The sequence below is a fragment of the Streptomyces neyagawaensis genome (assembly GCF_023516595.1).
Classification (GTDB): Bacteria; Actinomycetota; Actinomycetes; order Streptomycetales; family Streptomycetaceae; genus Streptomyces; species Streptomyces neyagawaensis.
Genome location: NZ_JAMGBG010000107.1, coordinates 23,344 through 42,223, shown reverse-complemented (window position 1 = coordinate 42,223; position 18,880 = coordinate 23,344). Strand labels below are relative to the sequence as shown.

At 69.6% G+C, this 18,880-nt stretch carries 14 protein-coding genes and 1 pseudogene; 6 read left to right on the top strand and 9 right to left on the bottom strand.

The genetic code is table 11. The annotated features are described in order from the left end of the window. Nucleotides 1-471: 471 nt before the first annotated feature. Complete coding sequence (locus M8J73_RS33740) at nt 472-1,515, bottom strand: GlxA family transcriptional regulator (RefSeq protein WP_372504066.1); 1,044 nt, start codon at nt 1,513-1,515, stop codon at nt 472-474. 136 nt (nt 1,516-1,651) lie between these two features. Here M8J73_RS33740 and M8J73_RS33735 point away from each other — a divergent pair, with 136 nt between their 5' ends. Beyond that, complete coding sequence (locus tag M8J73_RS33735; RefSeq protein WP_055540700.1) at nt 1,652-2,578, top strand: NADP-dependent oxidoreductase; 927 nt, start codon at nt 1,652-1,654, stop codon at nt 2,576-2,578. 400 nt (nt 2,579-2,978) lie between these two features. Then, a pseudogene (locus M8J73_RS33730) lies at nt 2,979-3,488 on the top strand (IS5 family transposase); the annotation flags it as partial. Between the two features lie 15 nt (nt 3,489-3,503). Here the strand turns inward: M8J73_RS33730 and M8J73_RS33725 are convergent. The 4 genes from M8J73_RS33725 to M8J73_RS33710 all read right to left on the bottom strand — a co-directional run bounded on the left by M8J73_RS33725 (nt 3,504) and on the right by M8J73_RS33710 (nt 9,653). Beyond that, nucleotides 3,504-5,909 carry a SpoIIE family protein phosphatase gene (locus tag M8J73_RS33725; protein ID WP_240501550.1) on the bottom strand — a complete coding sequence of 802 codons (2,406 nt, stop codon included), beginning with the start codon at nt 5,907-5,909 and terminating at the stop codon, nt 3,504-3,506. A 122-nt stretch (nt 5,910-6,031) separates the two neighbouring features. Next, nucleotides 6,032-6,712 carry an HD domain-containing protein gene (locus M8J73_RS33720; protein WP_055540701.1) on the bottom strand — a complete coding sequence of 227 codons (681 nt, stop codon included), beginning with the start codon at nt 6,710-6,712 and terminating at the stop codon, nt 6,032-6,034. Further along, nucleotides 6,709-8,565 carry a PEP-utilizing enzyme gene (locus tag M8J73_RS33715; protein ID WP_055540702.1) on the bottom strand — a complete coding sequence of 619 codons (1,857 nt, stop codon included), beginning with the start codon at nt 8,563-8,565 and terminating at the stop codon, nt 6,709-6,711. The genes M8J73_RS33720 and M8J73_RS33715 overlap by 4 nt, the downstream gene beginning before the upstream one ends. Before the next feature lie 26 nt (nt 8,566-8,591). Next, nucleotides 8,592-9,653: a PEP/pyruvate-binding domain-containing protein gene (locus tag M8J73_RS33710; protein WP_249829457.1), complete on the bottom strand. Its 1,062-nt coding sequence runs from the start codon at nt 9,651-9,653 to the stop codon at nt 8,592-8,594. Nucleotides 9,654-9,752: 99 nt separating this feature from the next. On the opposite strand from M8J73_RS33710, the gene M8J73_RS33705 reads away from it, so the two are divergent. Then, the gene (locus M8J73_RS33705; RefSeq protein ID WP_249829456.1) at nt 9,753-10,100 is read left to right on the top strand and encodes an RraA family protein; all 348 of its coding nucleotides are present in this window, start codon (nt 9,753-9,755) and stop codon (nt 10,098-10,100) included. Nucleotides 10,101-10,262: 162 nt separating this feature from the next. Here M8J73_RS33705 and M8J73_RS33700 read toward each other — a convergent pair whose 3' ends face one another. From M8J73_RS33700 to M8J73_RS33690, 3 genes are all read right to left on the bottom strand, one after another. Beyond that, nucleotides 10,263-10,667: a DUF779 domain-containing protein gene (locus M8J73_RS33700; RefSeq protein WP_055542724.1), complete on the bottom strand. Its 405-nt coding sequence runs from the start codon at nt 10,665-10,667 to the stop codon at nt 10,263-10,265. Then, nucleotides 10,667-12,184 carry an acetaldehyde dehydrogenase ExaC gene (exaC, locus tag M8J73_RS33695; RefSeq protein WP_055542725.1) on the bottom strand — a complete coding sequence of 506 codons (1,518 nt, stop codon included), beginning with the start codon at nt 12,182-12,184 and terminating at the stop codon, nt 10,667-10,669. The genes M8J73_RS33700 and exaC overlap by 1 nt, the downstream gene beginning before the upstream one ends. A 127-nt stretch (nt 12,185-12,311) precedes the next feature. Further along, entirely contained in the window at nt 12,312-13,547 is a 1,236-nt protein-coding gene (locus tag M8J73_RS33690; RefSeq protein WP_055542726.1) for a GAF domain-containing protein, read from the bottom strand. A gap of 271 nt (nt 13,548-13,818) precedes the next feature. Between M8J73_RS33690 and M8J73_RS33685 the strand changes: the two genes are divergently transcribed. The 3 genes from M8J73_RS33685 (at nt 13,819) to M8J73_RS33675 (ending at nt 17,042) form a co-directional block, all read left to right on the top strand. Further along, a complete protein-coding gene (locus tag M8J73_RS33685; RefSeq protein WP_079055248.1) occupies nt 13,819-15,027 on the top strand; it encodes an iron-containing alcohol dehydrogenase in 1,209 nt (402 codons plus the stop codon). A 456-nt stretch (nt 15,028-15,483) separates the two neighbouring features. Then, on the top strand, nt 15,484-15,921 hold the full coding sequence (locus M8J73_RS33680; protein WP_240501743.1) for a restriction endonuclease: 438 nt from the start codon (nt 15,484-15,486) through the stop codon (nt 15,919-15,921). Between the two features lie 11 nt (nt 15,922-15,932). Next, nucleotides 15,933-17,042: an NAD(P)/FAD-dependent oxidoreductase gene (locus M8J73_RS33675; RefSeq protein WP_240501741.1), complete on the top strand. Its 1,110-nt coding sequence runs from the start codon at nt 15,933-15,935 to the stop codon at nt 17,040-17,042. A 702-nt stretch (nt 17,043-17,744) separates the two neighbouring features. On the opposite strand, the gene M8J73_RS33665 is transcribed toward M8J73_RS33675, so the two are convergent. Further along, on the bottom strand, nt 17,745-18,626 hold the full coding sequence (locus M8J73_RS33665; RefSeq protein ID WP_055542730.1) for a helix-turn-helix transcriptional regulator: 882 nt from the start codon (nt 18,624-18,626) through the stop codon (nt 17,745-17,747). Between the last annotated feature and the right edge of the window lie 254 nt (nt 18,627-18,880).

Below are 18,880 nucleotides of genomic sequence, written 5' to 3'. Positions count from 1 at the left end.
GCCAACTCCGGACCCACTTGCTGACCGGTGGCCAGGTCCCACCCGCACGGCCCTGTCGGCACTGCCGGTGACTGCGACGGGACGGCCGCCCACCACCCCCGTCGCCACGCACCCACCCTGTGGGCGTGGCTGGTGTGGGGTTCACCGACCGGCTGTCCGGTGGCTGGGTTCCACACCCGTACCGTCTCATCCCGGGGCGGGACGCTGCGCAGCCCCGACGGGCCGAAGACCGGTGGCAACTGCCGCGAGGCGCAGCCTGTTGTGGCCACAAGAGATGATCGCCGTGAGGACCTCACGGTCACCGTACACCGGCGTCGACCCCACCCTGCGGTCAAGACGGAGCGGGCGGCACAACCCGCTGGAACAGGTCGTACAGCTTGTCCAGCACTAACTAAAGCGCGCACCGGCAGCGAATGATCAGGCGGATCCCGGCCGGCCCTCGGAGCGGGTATGTGCGGCGCTGATGTGTCCTCAGACGCCCGCTTCCGCTAGGTCGTCGGTATGGAAGGTGCGGCGGTATGAGGCGGGTGAGACACCGAAGGCGGTGCGCATGTGGGCGCGCAGGGAGTTGGCGGAGCCGAAGCCACAGCGGTGGGCGACCAGGTCAATGGACAGGTCGGTGGTCTCCAGCAACTGCTTGGCCAGTTCCAGGCGTTGCGCGGTGAGCCACTGCACGGGGGTCATGCCGACCTCGTCGCGGAAGCGGCGGGTGAAGGAGCGCAGGCTCATCCGGGCGTGTTCGGCCAGGCGGTTCAGGGAGAGGGGTTCGCCGAGGTGTTCCAGGGCCCAGGCGCGGGTGGCGGTGGTGGTGGCGACGGTGGGTTCGGGCACCGGGCGGTCGATGTACTGGGCCTGGCCGCCGTCCCGCCAGGGCGGGACGACGCACATGCGGGCGGCGCGGTTGGCGGCGGCGGCGCCGTGGTCGCGGCGGATCATGTGCAGGCACAGGTCGACGCCGGCGGCGACGCCCGCGGAAGTCAGGACGTCGCCGTCGTCGACGAAGAGGACCTCCTCGTCGACCTTGACGCGGGGGTAGGCGCGGCGGAACTCGGGGGCGAGGTTCCAGTGGGTGGTGGCGGGCCGGCCGTCGAGGAGGCCCGCGGCGGCCAGGACGTAGGAGCCGGTGCAGATGGACACCAGGCGGGTGCCGGGCCGGATGCCGGCGATGGCCGCGGTGACCTCGGGCGGCAGCGGGCCGCCGTGGCCCAGCTCGGGCATGGCGTGCGTGGGCGGGACGATCACGGTGTCCGCGGCGGCCAGGGCCTCGGGACCGGCCGCGGGCTGCAGGGTGAACCCGGCGTCGCTGAGGACCGGGGCGCCGTCGGCGGTGCAGACGGTGACCTCGTACAGCGGGCGTGAGCCGGCGTCCAAGACGCTGCCGAAGACGCGGGAGGGGATGCCGAGTTCGAAGGGCGGGACGCCGGGCAGGGCGAGGACGGCGATGCGGTGCCGCCCTGCCGCGTCGGCGCTCGGGTCGGGGCGGGGGTCGGTGCATGGCCACTGCATCTCGCTCATGGCCAGATCCTGTCACATAGTGGCCAGACGGCCAACGCCATGGTGGGGGCGGGTGCCGGATCGTGGACTGCGCCGCGCCGGGAAGGGTCCGGGCGGCCGGTATCCGAACAAGACGGAAAAGAGTGAGGCGGACAGTATGCGTGCGGTGGTCGTGGAGCAGTGGGGCGGACCGGAGGTGCTCGTGGAGCGTGAGGTTGCCCGGCCCGAGCCGGGACTGAACGAGGTCCTGGTGCGGGTCCACGCGGCCGGTGTGAACCCGGTGGACTTCAAGACCCGGGCCAGCGGGGCCCTGATCGAGTGGGGCGAGGTCCCGGCGGTCGGCTGGGACGTCTCCGGCACCGTGGAGGCCGTCGGACCGGGCGTGGGAATGTTCCGCCCCGGGGACGAGGTGTACGGCCTGCCGCTGTTCCCGCGGCAGGCCGGCGCCTACGCCGAGTACGTCGTCGCCCCGGCCCGCCACCTCGCGCCCAAGCCGGCGAACCTCACCCACGTGCAGGCGGCGGCGCTGCCGCTGGCTGCGCTGACCGCCTGGCAGGCCCTGGTGGACACCGCCGGGGTGCGCGCCGGTGAGCGGGTGCTGGTGCACGCGGCGGCCGGCGGGGTCGGCCACCTGGCCGTGCAGATCGCCAAGGCCCGCGGCGCGTACGTCATCGGCACGGCCAGCGCCGGCAAGCACGACCTGCTGCGGCAGCTGGGAGCGGACGAGGTGATCGACTACCGCACGGTCCGCTTCGAGGACGCCGTTGGGGACGTGGACGTGGTGCTGGACGGGCTCGGCGGCCAGAACGCCGAGCGGTCCCTGACGGTGCTGCGCCCGGGCGGCCGGCTGATCACCCTGCCCGGCCCCGACGACGTGCCCGCCGACGTCCCCGGCCACGTGCGGGCGGTGTGGATGCTGGTCGAGCCCGACCACCTGGGTCTGCGCGAGATCGCCGCCCTGGCCGAGCGGGGCGCGCTCACGCCCGTGGTCGAGACCGTCGTCCCGCTGGCCGAGGCCGCGAAGGCGCACGAGATCGGCGAGCAGGGCCGGACCACCGGGAAGATCGTCCTGAGCGTCGCCTGACGCCGGCCGCCCCGGCCGGGTCGGCTGCGGGCAGGTGGAGCGGGACTAGAGCCCCGGGACCGACCGGTCCCGGGGCTCCGGGCGCGGCCGGACGGGACGGGGCGGACCTGCGGGCACGGCCGGACAGGACGGAACTGCGGCTCGGGCTTCGGAGGGGGCGGGGCGGCGGCTCGCACGGGGGCGCAGGCAGGGCTGCGGCTCGCGCCGGAGGGGTGTCTTCGGTGGTGGCCGGGGCCTGCTGCTGCCGGCGGGTGCTCGCGGCCGGTATGTGGCACCAGGGAGGGCGCGGTGCGGGCCCAGGACACCCTCGGGGCCGAGTACGGCGGCCTCGTCGGCCGCCCGTCAGTGGCGCCCGCCCGCCGGACCGCCTCTGACCGCCTCGACCCGCGATGCGGCCACGTCGAGGGCGGTGATCGACTCCTCGCACGTCCGCGCGGCCCGGCGTGGCCCAAAAGCGGCCCTAGCCCGGTCGACCGAGCACGGCCGGGCAGCAAGCACCACCTCATCGTCGACGGGCAAGGGATCCCGCTCGCGGTGTCGCTGACCGGCGGCAACCGCAACGACGTCACCCAACTTCTGCCACTGCTGGACAAGATTCCGGCCGTCGCGGGCCGGGCCGGCAGACCGCGCCGAACGCCGGACGCGCTGCTGGCCGACCGCGGCTAGCGACCACGACAAGTACCGCCGCCTGCTCTGGCAGCGAGGGATCCGCCACGTGATCGCGAAACGAGGCCAGCCACACGGCACTGGCCTGGGCATCTTCCGCTACGTCGTCGAGCGCACGATCGCCTGGCTCCACGACTTCCGCCGCCTGCGCATCCGCTGGGAACGACGCGACGACATCCACGAAGCGCTCCTCGGACTCGCCGTCTGCCTGATCACCAACCGCCACGTCCAACGCCTTTGTTAGGCACTTGCGGGCAGTTCATGCATCCTCTGCCGAGGGCCGCTCGTCCGTACGCGGCGGGAACTGCTCGCACCAGATCGTCTTGCCTGTGGTGGTCTGCCGGGTGCCCCAGCGATCGGTGAGCTGCGCGATCAGCAGCAGGCCCCTGCCGTTCTCGTCGAAGACTCGCGCTCGCCGCATATGGGGTGCGGTGCTGTTTCCGTCGGAAACCTCGCAGATCAGCCGACGGTCGTCGATCAACCGCAGTTGGATGGGTGGACTGCCGTAGCGGATGGCGTTGGTGACCAGTTCACTCACCACCAGTTCGGTCACGAAGGCCGCTTCTTCTCGGCTCCATTCCGTGAGCTTGCGGACGCTCTCAGCCCTGATCCGCGCCACCTCGGCAGGATCTGGGGCGACGTCCCACACCGCGACCCTCTCTGCGTCGAGCATGTGGGGCCGGACCAGCAGGAGCGCAGCGTCGTCTACGCGCCGGCCGGAGACCAGCGCGCTGACAGCCTGGTCGCACAGCGTCTCCAGAGCGTTGCCTGGCGAGGTCAGTACTCCACGCAGCGTTTCCAGGCCGACGTCCATATCCTGCTGCGGGGACTCCACCAAGCCATCGGTGTAGAGGGCGAGCAGGCTGCCCTCAGGCAGCGTCACTTCCGCAGATTCGAAGGGCAGGCCACCCAGCCCGAGTGGTGGCCCCGCGGGCAGCTCCAGGAACGACCCCGTGCCGTCCGGAGCGACGAAGACGGGGGGCGGATGTCCGGCCCGAGCCATGGAACAACGTCCGGACACGGGGTCGTACACCGCGTACAGGCAGGTCGCCCCGATGTCCGCAGCTTCTCGGTCCATAGCTTCGCCAGCTGGCCCTTCGGCCCCCGCCACTTCTGCTTCCTCGGCGAACCGGAGGATCAGGTCGTCCAGGCGGGTGAGCAGTTCATCCGGGCTGGGATCGACATCGGCGAGCGTGCGTACGGCCGTACGCAGCCGCCCCATGGCCGCCGCCGCGTGGATGCCGTGACCGACCACGTCCCCCACCACCAGGCCCACGCGGGCTCCGGAGAGCTCGATCACGTCGAACCAGTCACCGCCCACTCCGGTGAGGGGACTCGCGGGCAGGTATCGCGAGGCGACCTCCATCGCCGAGGGCCGGGGCAGCCGTTGTGGCAGGAGACTGCGCTGCAGGGCGAGCGCGGCTGTACGTTCCCGGGTGAAGCGTCGGGCGTTGTCCAGGGACAGCGCTGCGCGGGAGACCAGTTCCTCGACTAGTTCCAGGTCCTCCCGTCCGAAAGGTTCCGGTGTCTCCCGGTGACGGGCGAGCATGACAACGCCCAGCGTGGTGCCCCTGGCCTTGAGCGGGGTGAGGATCCAGGAGTGAACCCCGCGTCCGACGATCCTGGCCCGCCGGTCGGCGTCTTCCGACATCCATGAACGGATGACCGGATCCTCTGTCCGGTATATCGCGGACGCACCCCTGGCCAGGCACAATGCCGTGGGCGAGTTGGCCGTGAAGACATCGGTGTCACTCGCGGTGGTCAACGACTCCAGGACGCCGCCCAAGAGCACCCTCTCGGCGATCCGGCGCAGCCGGACGGCTCCCGGAAGCGGCCCGGGAGCGGGTTCTTCGCCCCTGATCAAGACCTCCAGCAGGTCGACCCTGGCGAAGTCGGACAGCCGGGGTACAACCACTTCGGTCAGCTCCTGACCGGTCCGGGTCAGATCCAGTGTGCTACCGATGTGGGTGCTGGCCTCGTTCACCAGGGCGAGCCGCTCCCGAGCTATACGTTCCTCGCTCACGTCGGTCATCGACACGCACACACCGATGGTCTGGCCCTGGCCGTCCTGCAGCGGGGTGGCTGACACCCGGTACATGTGGGAACGGGTGACCGTGGTCGGCTCGACGCAGACGTCGAAGGCAGCCTGCTCCTCGCCAGTCTCGAGCGCCAAACGCATCCGCTGCTCCCACTCGATCCTGTCGCGACCCCTGACGATCTCAGTCAGGTCCAGCCCACCGCGGCCTGCGCCCGGTACGTCGACGAGCCGCCGCATCTCGGCGCTCTCGCACACACAGTGCAGATCGGCGTCGTAAACGGTCAGAGCCGTGGGTGACCGGTCGAGTACCCAGTTCGACAGCGCCTCGCGCTCCCGGCGCCCGGTGGCGTCCGGAGGTGGCCCCATCAGCAGAACCCAGCCGGATACGGTCTGACCGCCAGCCAACGGGTAGCGGGAGACGGGAAGGGTGATGACTCGGCCATCCCGATGACGGACGGTAAGTGCCAAATGGCTTTCGGCTTGGCCGCCGTGCTCATCGCTGGTGGCCAGCGACAGGTCGAGCAATTGCTTCACCGACTGGCCGACGGCGTCGGCGGTGCTGTGGCCCAGGAGGTGCTCGGCGCCCGGGCTCCAGCCGGTGATCTTTCCATGAGCGTCGATGAGCACCGGCCCTGACAGTGGTCGGTGTGCCTGATGCTCGTCAGGACCGTGTGCCGGAGAGGGACCGCACGTCACCATGTCATCAAGCCTGGCGCCGAGGTCATACACAGGCAAGCCGCGAAGGCGTCCTACTGTGTGTCGAGGGCGCGCCACGCCGGGCTGAGCTCGACCGCCGCCACAGCGCCCAGCGCGCTGGCCATGGTGCGGGCCTCGTGAGTGAATAGGTGGTCTTGCAGGCGTGCCGAGACGAGGCGCAGGGTCTGTTGCGGATCGAGCCCGAACCATGAGCCGATGGTCCGCAGGCCGTGCGGGCTGATCCGCCAGAGTTTGTCGGCGTCCTTGACCACCGCATCGTCCGGGCTCATCGAGTGGTCCCGGGTGTCGTGGCCATCGATGATGGAGACGATCGCGGCTCTCTGTTCAGCGGGGTAGCCGACGCTGGCGAGGATGCCTGCTGCTATGGCAGCACCTTCCGTCTCGTGTCTGCGGACGGTCTCGCGGTTCCGGGACGGTTCAGCGACGGCGGCCAGGATCCGCTCCAAGTCGATCGTCTTCCAGCCGGTGTCGTGCAGCAGGATCGCCGGGAACACGATGTCCTGCCGGGCTCCGGGCACCTCGTCGACCAGGGCGGAGGCCAGGCCGAACGCGTACAGGGAGTGCTCGTCGTTGCCGCGAACGTCGAGGTACGGAAGGGCTCGGACCCAGATGTCCGCCAGCGGGCCAGACATCTGTGCCGGGCCCGGTGCCCCATCCGTCGCAAGGATGTCGAGGACAGAGTGCGGCCGGTCGGCCGCCGAGGCGGGGATCATGACGGACTCCTCCCGACTTCGCTGGTCTGCCGCGTGCGAGGGTCGAGGACGGTGACAGTGCCCGCGCCACCGTCCACTCGCAGCCGTTGTCCCGTGGTGATCAGGGTGGACGCAGTACCCGTGCCGGTGACCGCGGGAAGCGAGTATTCGCGGCAGACGATGGCGGCGTGGGACATGACCCCGCCAATGTCGGTGACCACGGCGCGTGCCTTGGCGAACACAGGGCCCCAGCTTGGCGCCGTGACCGGCGCGACGATGACCTCCCCCTCCCGCACGAAGGGCAAGTCTTCAGGGCCGCGTACGATCCGTGCCGTGCCGACCGCGAGCCCCGGCGAGGCCGGCACGCCGACGAGGTCGCCGTCGGCGTATCCGTCCAGCCAGGAGCGGATCCGCTCAGGGGTGATCCCCCAGAGCATGACGCTGAGCGGCTCGGTGACGGACTCCGGGAGGTTGCCGAGCGCGGGTTCGGGTGGTCTGCGGGCGAGGGCGTCCATGATCCTCCGCCGTCTTTCCACCTCCAGGGGCCAGTGCGTGCGGCCTGCGGGACGTCTGCCTGTGGCCCATCCGTTCACATGGTCGAAGAGGGCTTCGCGGACCTCGTCGCGGGTGAGGTAAAACATGTCGTCCTCGGCGGGCCAGAAGCCGTCCGCCCAGAGCAGCCGGGACAGTTCACGCGCTTGGCGCCAGAAGACACCCATGGTCCAGTGCTCGATGTAGAAGTTGTGGTTCTCGACGTACGGATACGCCTGGCGCGCGAGGCGCAGCTTCGCCTCGAACACGTCGTATTCGCTCGGTTCAAGCAGGGCGGCGTACTCGGCGGAAATGCGCTCCCGCTCGGCGACCAGCCCCGCCAGGTTCCGGTCGATCGGCTCGCCCTTCCTCAGCCGCTGGACGTAGTCACGGATGTAGTGGAGCGGCACCGACGGGTCGTCCCGCCAGTAGACGTCGCTGGAGTAGAAGCCAGTTCCAGAAGTGAAGTTGAACCAGGGATCTCGGGCTGCTCGCCACGCCTCAGTCCATACCCGACCGTCGGGGCTGGCGCCCAGTTCCTCAAGCGTGCGCGGTCCGGGTTCGGGCCCTATGAGGACGTCGTCGACGCCGAGTTCGACGGCGAGTTCGGCCAGCTTCCTCAGCTCCTCTTCCGGCCGGAACAGTTCCAGGTCGACGCCCTGGACCATCTTGGCGATCCCAAGGTCGGGCATGTCGGGGAACCATCGTTTGCAGGCCGTGAAGAAGTCCAGGTATGCGGCGTAGCCGAGGTTCAGGAACTCGAAGTGGTACTGCCAGTTGCGGTGGCACAGCGCAATCAGCCGGTCGTACCCGGCGAGCAGGGTGTCACTGGGGTCCAGTCCGAGGCCTGCCTCGACCTCCTCGAAGGGCTGGACGTCGGGCAGGGGCGTGAACCGGATCGCCTCCAGCTCCCGGATTGTGCCGACGACCTTGTGTTTCCAGTTGGCCAGCAATTCCTGCCAGTGTTCGAAGTAGTGACCGGCCCGTTGGAGGAACTCGGGAACGCGTGCCTGCACCTCGTGGGCGGGCACCGCGACCGGGCTCAGATAGCAGTAGCCCTGGTGGATACGGCGGTCCATTCCGTAGGCGGTCGGCGTCACGAAGTATCTGGTGTTGAACTGGCCCATGCCCTTGACGCTGAATTCCACCGCCGTGGCCTCGAAGGGCTTGATCACACTGGGCCAGTGCTGGCTGTCGCAGAACCAGAACGCGGACTCGTCCTCCTCCCGTCGGTCCCGCTGGAACAGCAGGTGGTAGGGGTACAGACGCTGCCATCCTTCCGCGCCGGGTGGCTCGGGCAGTTCGTGGGGGCTGGGGAAGGCGGTTCGAACTGTCGGTGGCATGGCTCGGTCCGTTTCTTGGTGCCGGATCAGAGGCCGAGCAGGGTGTTGGCGATGCCGGCGGCACCCGACTCCGGTGGCACGACGGGGGAGCGCTGGGACCGTTTGCTCCACACCGTCTCGGCGCGGCACTGAAGTACCTGGAGGCTCTCGGACGCCGCTGAGTCGCGGGCGACGGCCCACTCGATCTCCAGTGGCCGTCCGTATTGCCGCTCGGCTTCCTTGGCCAGCCGGGCGATCTTGACCACCTCATCGGGGTTCAGGCACGGTGCGTAGAGGCGGTCGCCGTCGATCGGTCGGCGCAGCAGGCTGCGCTTGTCGGGAGCGGCGACCAGCTCGCGGGGTTTTGCTGCCACCCTGGTCCGTACGGGGCTGAGCAGCACCTTGTCCACGACGTAGTGGTCGGGGTTCATCTCGCCGGAAAGCAGGGGTTCTCCGAGCCCCCAGCACGCCTCGATGACGATCTTCGAGGGGTCCCCGTCGGACGGGTTCACCGTCATGGCGACGCCCGCGGTGCGTGCGTCGACCATCTGCTGGACGATCACCGCCATGGCTGCTCCTGCCTCGGGTACCCCCTGGGCGGCGCGATAGCCGAGGGCGCGGGCGGTCCAAAGGCTGGACCAGCAGCGCTGGACGGCGTCCAGGACGGCTCTGGTGCCTATGACCCACAGAAGGGTGTCGTGCTGCCCCGCGAAACTGGCGTCCGGCAGGTCCTCCGCGGTGGCGCTGGAACGGACTGCCACCGGTACGTCGTGCCCGGCTCCGGCGCACAGGGTGCCGTACGCGTCGGCAACGGCCTCGGCGACCGGAAACGGCATGGGGCTGCCGCACACGAGGCGGCGGATTTCGCTGCTGCTGTTCTCCATGCCGGCCGGGTCGAACGGATCAAGCTTTCCGAGGACCTCGGCGATGCCCCGACGCAGGTCTGGAGCAGCGAGTAGGGCCTCGAAGCCATCCACGGTCACCACGAATCCGGGTGGCACGGAACTTCCGGTGCGGGCGAGCGCCAGCAGGCCGACACCCTTCCCGCCGATCCGGTCGGCGGCAGCGTCCGCCCCGGCCCCCAGCTCGACGGTGTACTGGCCGGTCATGACACCAGCAAAGCAGGTCAGGAGGGTGAAGGGAAACGCACAGCTGCCGCCACCAAGCCCGACGCGTTCGAGGATCTCTTCAAGAAGTACGGCACCGGCATGAACGCCCAGAAGCGCGCCATTGAGGCGCTGCGCCCAGGACACGTCCTGGTCATGGATGCCCGCCATGATCCGACGGCGGGCACGCTCGGCGACATTCTCGCCCTGCCCGCCGCCAAGCGGGGTGCGGCCGGGGTCGTCATCGACGGCGCGGTGCGGGACAGCGCGGCCGTCGCGGAGCTGGACCTGCCCGTGTTCGCAGCCGGTCTCCACCCGTCCGTGCTGGGGCGGCGGCACGTGCCCTGGGACACCGGGGTGCCGGTCGCCTACGGCGGGGCCCTGGTCCAGCCCGGTTGGTGTCGGGAAGAGCTCTGGTGCTCATTGTCGGTCCCCGTGGCTGGCTTGTAGTGGAACGCGGTGCTCGACGGCCCTCTCGTATGTCGTGACGTCACGGGGTACCGGGGCACCCCGTGACGGAAGGGCGGCCGGACACACGCTGTCCGGCCCCATCCTCGCCACCGCCTGCGTGGATGCGGTGGCGAGGACGGGCTGGGGCGTCGACGGGTCAGGTCATCCCGTCGTCTCCGCCCCGGTCGGCAGGGGCGGTTCCGCCTCCGCGCGCTCCCACTCCTCGTCGTTGAGCAATCGGGAGCGGAGCAGGAACCGCACGCCCTCGGGGGCCTCGAGGGAGAAGCCGCTGCCCCTGCCCGGGACCACGTCGACGGTGAGGTGGGTGTGGCGCCAGTACGCGTACTGGTCGGCGCTCATCCAGAACGGTGTGTCTCCTGTGACGCGGCCGAGCAGGACGTCCGTGGCGCCGACGCGGAACTCGCCGCGCGGGTAGCACATCGGAGTGCTGCCGTCGCAGCAGCCGCCGGACTGGTGGAACATCAGCGGGCCGTGACGAGCCGTCAGCTGTCGAACCAACTCGTCAGCCATGTCGGTGAGTTCGACTCGCCGCACCCGGGTTCCCATCAGAAGAGGCCGACCTTCTGCTCCGAGTAGCTGACCAGCAGGTTCTTGGTCTGCTGGTAGTGGTCGAGCATCATCTTGTGGTTCTCGCGGCCGAAGCCGGACCCCTTGTAGCCGCCGAAGGCGGCGTGGGCCGGGTAGGCGTGGTAGCAGTTGGTCCACACACGTCCGGCCTTGATCTCCCGGCCGAGCCGGTAGGCGTGGTTGCCGTTGCGGGACCACACGCCGGCGCCGAGGCCGTAGAGGGTGTCATTGGCGATCTTCAGGGCCTCTTCGGGGGAGTCGAAGGTGGTGACCGAGACGACCGGGCCGAAGATCTCCTCCTGGAAGATCCGCATGTTGTTGGTGCCCTTGAAGACGGTCGGCTCGATGTAGTAGCCGCCTTCCTGGCCGGGGACCGTGCGGGCGCTGCCGCCGGTGAGCAGCTCGGCGCCCTCCTGCTTGCCGATGTCGATGTAGGACAGGATCTTCTCGAACTGGTCGTTGCTCGCCTGGGCGCCGATCATGGTCTGCGGGTCGAGCGGGCTGCCGCTCTTGATGGCCTTGGTGCGCTCCAGGGCGCGGGCCATGAACTCGTCGTAGATCGAGGAGGCGATCAGGGCCCGGGACGGGCTGGTGCACACCTCGCCCTGGTTGACCGCGAACATCACGAAGCCCTCGATGGCCTTGTCCAGGTAGGCGTCGTCGGCGTCCATGACGTCGGCCAGGAAGATGTTCGGGCTCTTGCCTCCCAGCTCCAGGGTGACCGGGATGATGTTCTCGCTGGCGTACTGCATGATCAGCCGGCCGGTCGTGGTCTCGCCGGTGAAGGCGATCTTGGCGATGCGCGGGCTGGAGGCGAGGGGCTTGCCTGCCTCGACGCCGAAGCCGTTGACGACGTTGAGCACGCCGGGCGGGAGCAGGTCGGCGATCAGGTCGATCACGTACAGCAGGCTGACCGGGGTCTGCTCGGCGGGCTTGATGACCACGCAGTTGCCCGCCGCCAGGGCCGGGGCGAGCTTCCACGCGGCCATCAGGATGGGGAAGTTCCACGGGATGATCTGGCCGACCACGCCCAGCGGCTCGTGGAAGTGGTAGGCGATGGTGTCCTCGTCGATCTCGCCGATCGTGCCCTCCTGGCTGCGCACCACGCCCGCGAAGTACCGGAAGTGGTCGACGGCGAGGGGGATGTCGACGTTCAGGGTCTCCCGGACGGGCTTGCCATTCTCCCAGGTCTCGGCCACGGCGATCTTCTCGAGGTTCTCCTCGATCCGGTCCGCGATCCGGTTCAGGAGGTTGGCCCGCTCCGTGGTGGAGGTGCGGCCCCAGCGGTCGGCCGCGGCGTGAGCGGCGTCCAGGGCCAGCTCGACGTCGGCGGCGGAGGAGCGGGCGACCTCGCAGAAGACCTTTCCGTTCACCGGCGACGGGTTCTCGAAGTAGCGACCCTCCACGGGGGCGACCCAGTCGCCGCCGATGAAGTTGTCATATCGCGGGGCGAAGTTGACGATGCTGCCGTCCGTTCCCGGCTGCGCGTACACCATGGCGGCTCTCCTCGGTGGGCGATGGTGAGTGCTGTGCTACGACGGCCCTCGCCGTCGTGGTGTGCATCACTGTGGTCCCGCGAGGTTGGCGCAAGGTTGGTGACGCCGGCACGCCGGTGCCGCCGGGTCAGCGCAGGGCTGTGGTGAGCCGGCCGGCCGCGATCGCCCGGCGGGCGTCGCCCGGACCGATCAGGCGCAGTACGTGCTCGTGCACCTCCGCGTCGTACGGCGCCCGCTCGCCGTAGCGCAGGGCGTGCTCCGGGCGGGCGCTCGCCAGGACCGCCTCCCGTACGGCCACCTCCAGCCGGGTGCGCCACTCCTCGATGCCAGGAGCCTCGGAGCGAGGGAGCAGCGGACCGCGGTACAGGCGCAGGGCGGTGTCCGTGTCACCGCGCTCCAGCGCGCGCAGCACGTCGACGGCGTCGCAGGAGACGGGTGCGGTGAGTACGTAGCGGCGGGCGGCGATGCCGCCGCCGAGGGCCCGGCGCAGGTGGGAGATCTCCGCCTTCAACGTGGAGGCCGTCACGGGCCGGTCGCCGTACAGGGCGTCGCGCAGCCGCTCCGAGGAGAAGCCGTCCGGTTCCAGTGCGAGGAGGGTGAGGATCTCCAGTTGCCGGGGGCGCAGAGCGAGCAGCGCGCCCTCGCGTATGGCTTTCTCCTCGCCCATGCAGGTCAGCCGCACCTGGGGCACGTCGTCCCGGGGCCAGGTCGGCAGTTCGGCGCGGAGCACGGCCTCGATGGCGGACGCCAGACCGCGCACCGTGGACATGGCCAGAGGGTGCGAGCGGTCCCAAGTGGTCGACAGGTCCAGGACACCGAGGACGCGCCCGTCGGGTGCGTGGATCGGCGCGCCGTAACAGACCCAGCCGTGCAGCGCGGCCACCAGGTGTTCGGCCGAGAACACGGTGCTGGGGCGGCCGGTGCGCAGCGCCAGGGACAGGGCGTTGGTGCCCATGGCCTGCTCGTTCCAGCGGCCCCCCGGGGCGAAGTTGACCCGCTCGGCTCGCCGGCGCATGTCCTGTCCGGCACACGTCCACATGATCGTTCCCGACTCGTCGGTGACCGCGGCGATGAAGCCGGCGTCGTCGGCAACGCTGCGCAGTTCGTCGGAGAGGGCGTCGACCGGCCGGCGCAGCAGCGAGTCGGTCCAGCGGTGCCGGACCGTGCCGTCGTCGGCGACCGGCGCGCTGTCCCGGGCCGGGTCCACGCTGACCAGGGAGCGCACCCAGGAGTCGGCCACCTCATGGCGCAGTGCCTCGTGGCCGCTGGGCGCCGAGCCCGCGGATTTCACCAGCGGCACCGTCCGGGACCACTCACCCTCGAGTACGGCCCTGCGCTGCCGAAGGTCACTGCGCTGTGACATGTGCTTCCCTGTCGCGAAAAAAGGGGGCAAATCGCAATTATTCGCCTCAACCGTACAGAGCACACCTGCCCGGTCAGGCAGGTTCCCCTGTCCGGACGGGCAGGTGCCGCGTCCGGTTGCACGCCCCTAGCTTGGTCTGCGTTTGACAACAGTGTTATCGGCGAATGAAGCAGTGAAATCAAGGTTTCGCACAGATTGCGGACTGCACGCCCTTGTGGAGGTCACATGTCGCTCCCCTCCGGTGCCATGGTGACCAGCGGTATTGACCCGAGTGCCGAGCCGTGACGAGCGCCACGGCGAACTCCTGGGGCCGCAGGGGACGGGCACCGAGGCTCTCCGGCAGTCCGCCAGGACGGCCAAGTTCCATGTGCCCGAGGTCCTCTTCGGGCCCGGCTCGCTGACCGAGCTCGGTCACTGCGCGCTCAGGCTCGGCGGCCGTCGGCCGTTCCTCGTCACCGACCTGGGGCTGATCGAGGCGGGCTGGGTGGCCGAGGCGGTGGGCCATCTGCGCAGGGTCGGCCTGCGGCCCGTCGTCTGGCACGACGTGACACCCAATCCCAAGGACCACGAGGTCGAGGCCGGCTTTCAGCGGTACGCGGCCAGCGGCTGCGACGTGATCGTGGGGGTCGGCGGCGGCTCCGTCATCAACGCGGCCAAGGGCGTGGCGATCCTGTCCAGCAACGGCGGGCGCATGCTCGGCTACGAGGGCGTGGACCGGGTTGGCCGGCCGATTCCGCCCACCGTGATGGTGCCCTCCACCTCGGGTACCGGGGCGGACGTGTCGCAGTTCACCGTCATCACGGACACCGCCGAACACATCAAGATCACTATCGTGAGCCGCACTCTGGTGCCGGAGATCTCGGTTATCGACCCGCGTCTGCTGACCACCATGCCGGGCTGGCTCAACGCGGCGACCGGCCTGGACGCCCTAGCCCAGGCCATCGAGGCCTTCGTGTCCCGGGCGCACAACCCGCTGACGGACATCCACGCACTCCACGCGGTGAAACTGATCACCCGGAATCTGGTCCGCACCCAGCTGCGGCCGAAGGATTTTGCCGCCCGGCTGGCCATGGCACAGGCCGCGCTGGAGGCGGGAATGGCCTTCACGAACGCGATCCTCGGGGCGACGCACGCGATGAGCCACCAGGTCGGCGGCCTGCTCGACGCCCCGCACGGCGTGGTCAACGGCGTGCTGCTGCCGCACGCCATCCGGTTCAAAGCCGAGACGCGGCCGCAGCGGTTCGTCGCGCTCGGGGCGGCGGCGGGCATCGCCACCGAGGGCGTACCGCCCCGCGAGGTGGCCGCGCGGCTCGCGGACCTGGTGCGTGCGCTGGCGGACGACATCGGTGTCCCCAAGGGCCTGGCCGGCCTCGGTGCCGAGGAGTCCGACGTGCCAGTGCTGGCCCGCACCACGCTGAAGGACGCCTGTATGGCGACCAACCCCCGGGATGCCGACGTGCGGGACGTCGAGGCACTGTGATGCGGGAGAAGGCCGGGAACCGGGCAGGTGCCGATGCCCTGACCCAGCAGGCCGCCGGCAACGCCTACGCCCTGGCCCGCCTGGCCGTGATCCGGGAGGCGGCGGGGCGCCGGAAGGCCGCCGAGGAACTGGCCTGGCAGGCCGCTCAGCACGGCAACTGCCAGGCCCTGGTCGACCTGGCCGAAAAGCAGGACGCAGCGGGAGACCACCAGGCTGCCGTGGCCCTGGCTCAGAAGGCCGCCGACCACGACACCGGTACCCAGGACCATCTGCCCGTGAACCGCGAATTAGGCCTGCGGCAAGCTCGCCCCCCACGTCCAATTCGACAAGGCTCATCAGGCCGTGGCTTGGCGACCGGTCGTCGGCGCGTCCTATGCGGTAACGAACACCGTGCGGATTTCCTGGATCACCCTGGCGGGACTGGCTCAGGCCTGCTGAACTGCACTCCAGTTGGAGGTGCTGCTGGAGCAGCTGTTCAGGCGGGCACGCTTCCGGGTCGACCGCAACGCGTCCGTCGCGAAACCGCGGCAGACGGACTTGGTGGCCCGCTACGGGGACACCTGGTACCTGATCGAGGCCAAGTGGCACAACGGGCCAGCCGACATCGACGTCTTCGACGCGGTCCGGTCGCGGATGGAGCGGGCCGCCTCGTCTGCCGTCATCGGCATCAGCATCAGCGTGAACGGCTTCACCAACTCAGCTATGGAGGACCTGCGGCTACGCCGGGACCGTGTGGCGATCCTGCTGTTCGGTGAAGACGAACTGACGCAGGTCCTGAGCACGCCGAGGTCGCTGGTCAACCTCCTGCGGATGAAGCGAGAGAAACTGATCGCCCACGGCCGCGAGGGGACTGCTGGTGCCCTGGCTGGAAACGGGAGAAGGGGCCGTTCGTGAGGAGCAGGTCCGTGAAGCGGCCTGAACGTGTTGCTGTCATCGGAGTGGGCGTCATCGGGGCGAGCGTGGGCTGGAACCTGTCCCGGAACGGCGCCGAGGTGGTCTTCATCGACGCAGGCCAGCCGGGCGAAGGCGTCACCAACTGGTCTTTCTCGTGGGTCAACGCGAGCAACAAGACCGCGCGCAAGTCCTACTTCGACCTGAACGTCGCGGGCATGGCAGCTCACCGTGAACTTGCCAGGACCATCGGGCCGGACTCGTGGTGGTATCCCAGCGGCCACCTGCGCTGGGCAGACGATCCCACAGCGGAGGCGAAGTTCCTGGAAACAGCCGAACTGCTGGCCGGCTGGGACTACCGGGTCGAGATGTACACGGGGGCCGAGGTCCGCAGCCGCTTCGAACCGGCTCTCACGATCCCCGACGATGTACCGGTCCTGTTCTACCCCGACGAAGCCTGGGTGCACGGACGCCATCTTGTCGGCCGCATGGTCGGCCAGGCCGTCGCATCCGGTGCCGAGCTTTGGTCCGGCAACGCGGTATGCGACATCGGCACCGATACCGGTGGAAGCATCCGGTCAGTTGTTCTGTCCGATGGAAGCCGTCTCGACGTCGACATCGTCGTGAACGCGGCTGGGCCCAGCGCATCCCACGTCGCAGGGCTCGTCGCACGGCGCTTGCCGATGCGCCGGGAACCGGGTGTCGTCACCCGGCTCGACTGTGCTCAGGTCCCCGTTCACCGGGCCATGCACGCGCCTCACATCGAGATCCGTCCTGCCGGAGACACCTCGGTCGTCCTCCACAGCCGTGAGATCGACGCGCTCATCGACACAGGCGAAGATCCAGGCCAACTCCGACGGCTGCTCCACGAATTGGCGCGCCACGTCGTCCCCGAGCTCGGCAACTCCCGCATCGCAGAGACGCGAATCGTCGACCGGCCCATCCCTGCCGATGGATGGCCCTCGGTGGGAGCGGTGCCGTCCGTGCCGGGCTACTACGAGGCCGTTTCCCACAGTGGGATCACGCTGGGGCCGGTGATCGGCCGACTGCTGGCTTGGGAGATCCTCAGTGGGAAGAGAGACGAGCTGCTCGCGGACTTCCGACCCGAGCGGTTCCCCTCGTGACAGCCCGGGCTGCGTCACCACGGTCGCAGCCAGGCGGATGCGCCCCGGGCGATCCTGGGCACCGTCGGTGTGACGGTGATGAGATGGATGGTGGTCAGGCAGCCGCCGCCATCACGGTCGCGGCGGTCGATGCCCGCGCTGGCCGGCGCGTCGGCTTTCGGGTGAGCCGTCGGGTCATCAGGGTGATGGCCGCCCAGGTGATGAGCGTCTCGCTGACCTGCGGCAACCTCTCATGTTCCCGGCAGTGGCCGGGCCCGCATGATCCACGAAAGCGACCTCTCGACCACCCAGCGGCGCTGCTGCTCCTCGGTCATCGCCAGCGGGCGGCCGAGTCAGGCGCCGCGGGCGCGGGCGGCGTCCAGTCCCCCATTGGTGCCCTGCACGATGAATTCGCGGATGAACTCCGCGAGGGCCGCGACACTGCGGCAGCGAGGATGGCCTCCGATTCACGCCAGCGACCTACTCGCCCGCCCGGAGAACACCGTCACCTCGATCGCCAAGCTCCTCGGCGTCTCCCACAAACCATCTACCCGTTTGCGGCTGGTGACGATCCTGCTGGCTTATTCCGTGCCCAGCACGGCTGGGGGCTCGTTGGTCGAGGCAGAAGCGGCCGTCTTGGCGTTCCCGGTCGCGGGTGGGGTGAGCATTTTCGCGCGGGGACCGGCGCTGTTTCGGCCTCAGACCACGACTTGTTGATCTTGTTCAGGAATCGGCCGATTGATGAGCACCGGTGGCTGTGGGGGCGGTCCACGCAAGCAGCATGTGGAGGGCGTCGTGGGATGAGGTGTCCGGCTGGGCTGCATACGTGATCAGTGCCTGGTCGGGGTCGTCGGCGACGCGCAGGGTCTCGTAGGTCAGTTCCAGGTCGCCGACCAGCGGGTGGTGGAATCTCTTGATGCCCGAGGTCTTGTCCTGGACCGGGTGTTCTGCCCACCATCGGCGGAAGTCCTCGCTCTTCAACGACAGCTCCCCGATCAAGTGTGCCAATCGCGGGTCGCTGGAGTGGTTCCGTCCAGCCTCCAGGTGGAGGTAGGCCACGTTCTCGCGGGCGCACGAGGACCAGTCTGCGTACAGCTCTCGGGACGCCGGGTCGAGGAAGGTGATCCGGGCGATGTTCCGCTCGGCCGGGTCCATGGCGGCGTAATCGCCGAAGAGAGCGACCGCTGCCGGGTTCCAGGCCAGGATGTCCATGCGCCGGCCCATCACCATTGCCGGCACGGCCTTCAGCTCGTCCAGCAGCCGCTGGAGCATCGGCCGCACGCGCTGTCGGCTGACCTGGTGCCTGCGCGCCGGACGGGCGGTGTGCCGCGGTCGGGCCAGCTGGTGCAGGTGCTGGCTCTCGTCGTCGTTCAGCCGCAGTGCGCGGGCGAGGGCGTCGAGCACGGTGTCCGAGGGGTTGGACACGCGGCCCTGTTCCATCCGGGTGTAGTAGTCGACGCTGACCCCGGCGAGCTGGGCGATCTCCTCACGGCGCAGGCCGGCGACCCGGCGCGTGCCGCCGAAATCCGGCAGGGCCACATCCTGCGGGTGCAGACGGGCGCGGCGGGTCCGGAGGAAGTCACTCAGGCTGGTCGCGGTGCTCATACGACGATTGTGGCTGATCGCGGTGGTGTGCTGCCTGGCCCTGCTGGGGCTAGGCAGCACACCCACTGGTCAGCGCCCCAGGGCGGCTCCGCTGCCCCGCCGTGGGGCGGGCAAATCGAAGGCGTCAGGGCCTTGGTGACCTTGGAACGAATCTTCTGCGCGCCAGGAGGCAGGGATGGCGGTCACCAGGCCGCCGTCGACGGCGCCGCTGTCCTGTGGCTCGGTGACGATGGCCGAGCGGGGCGTGCCCCCAT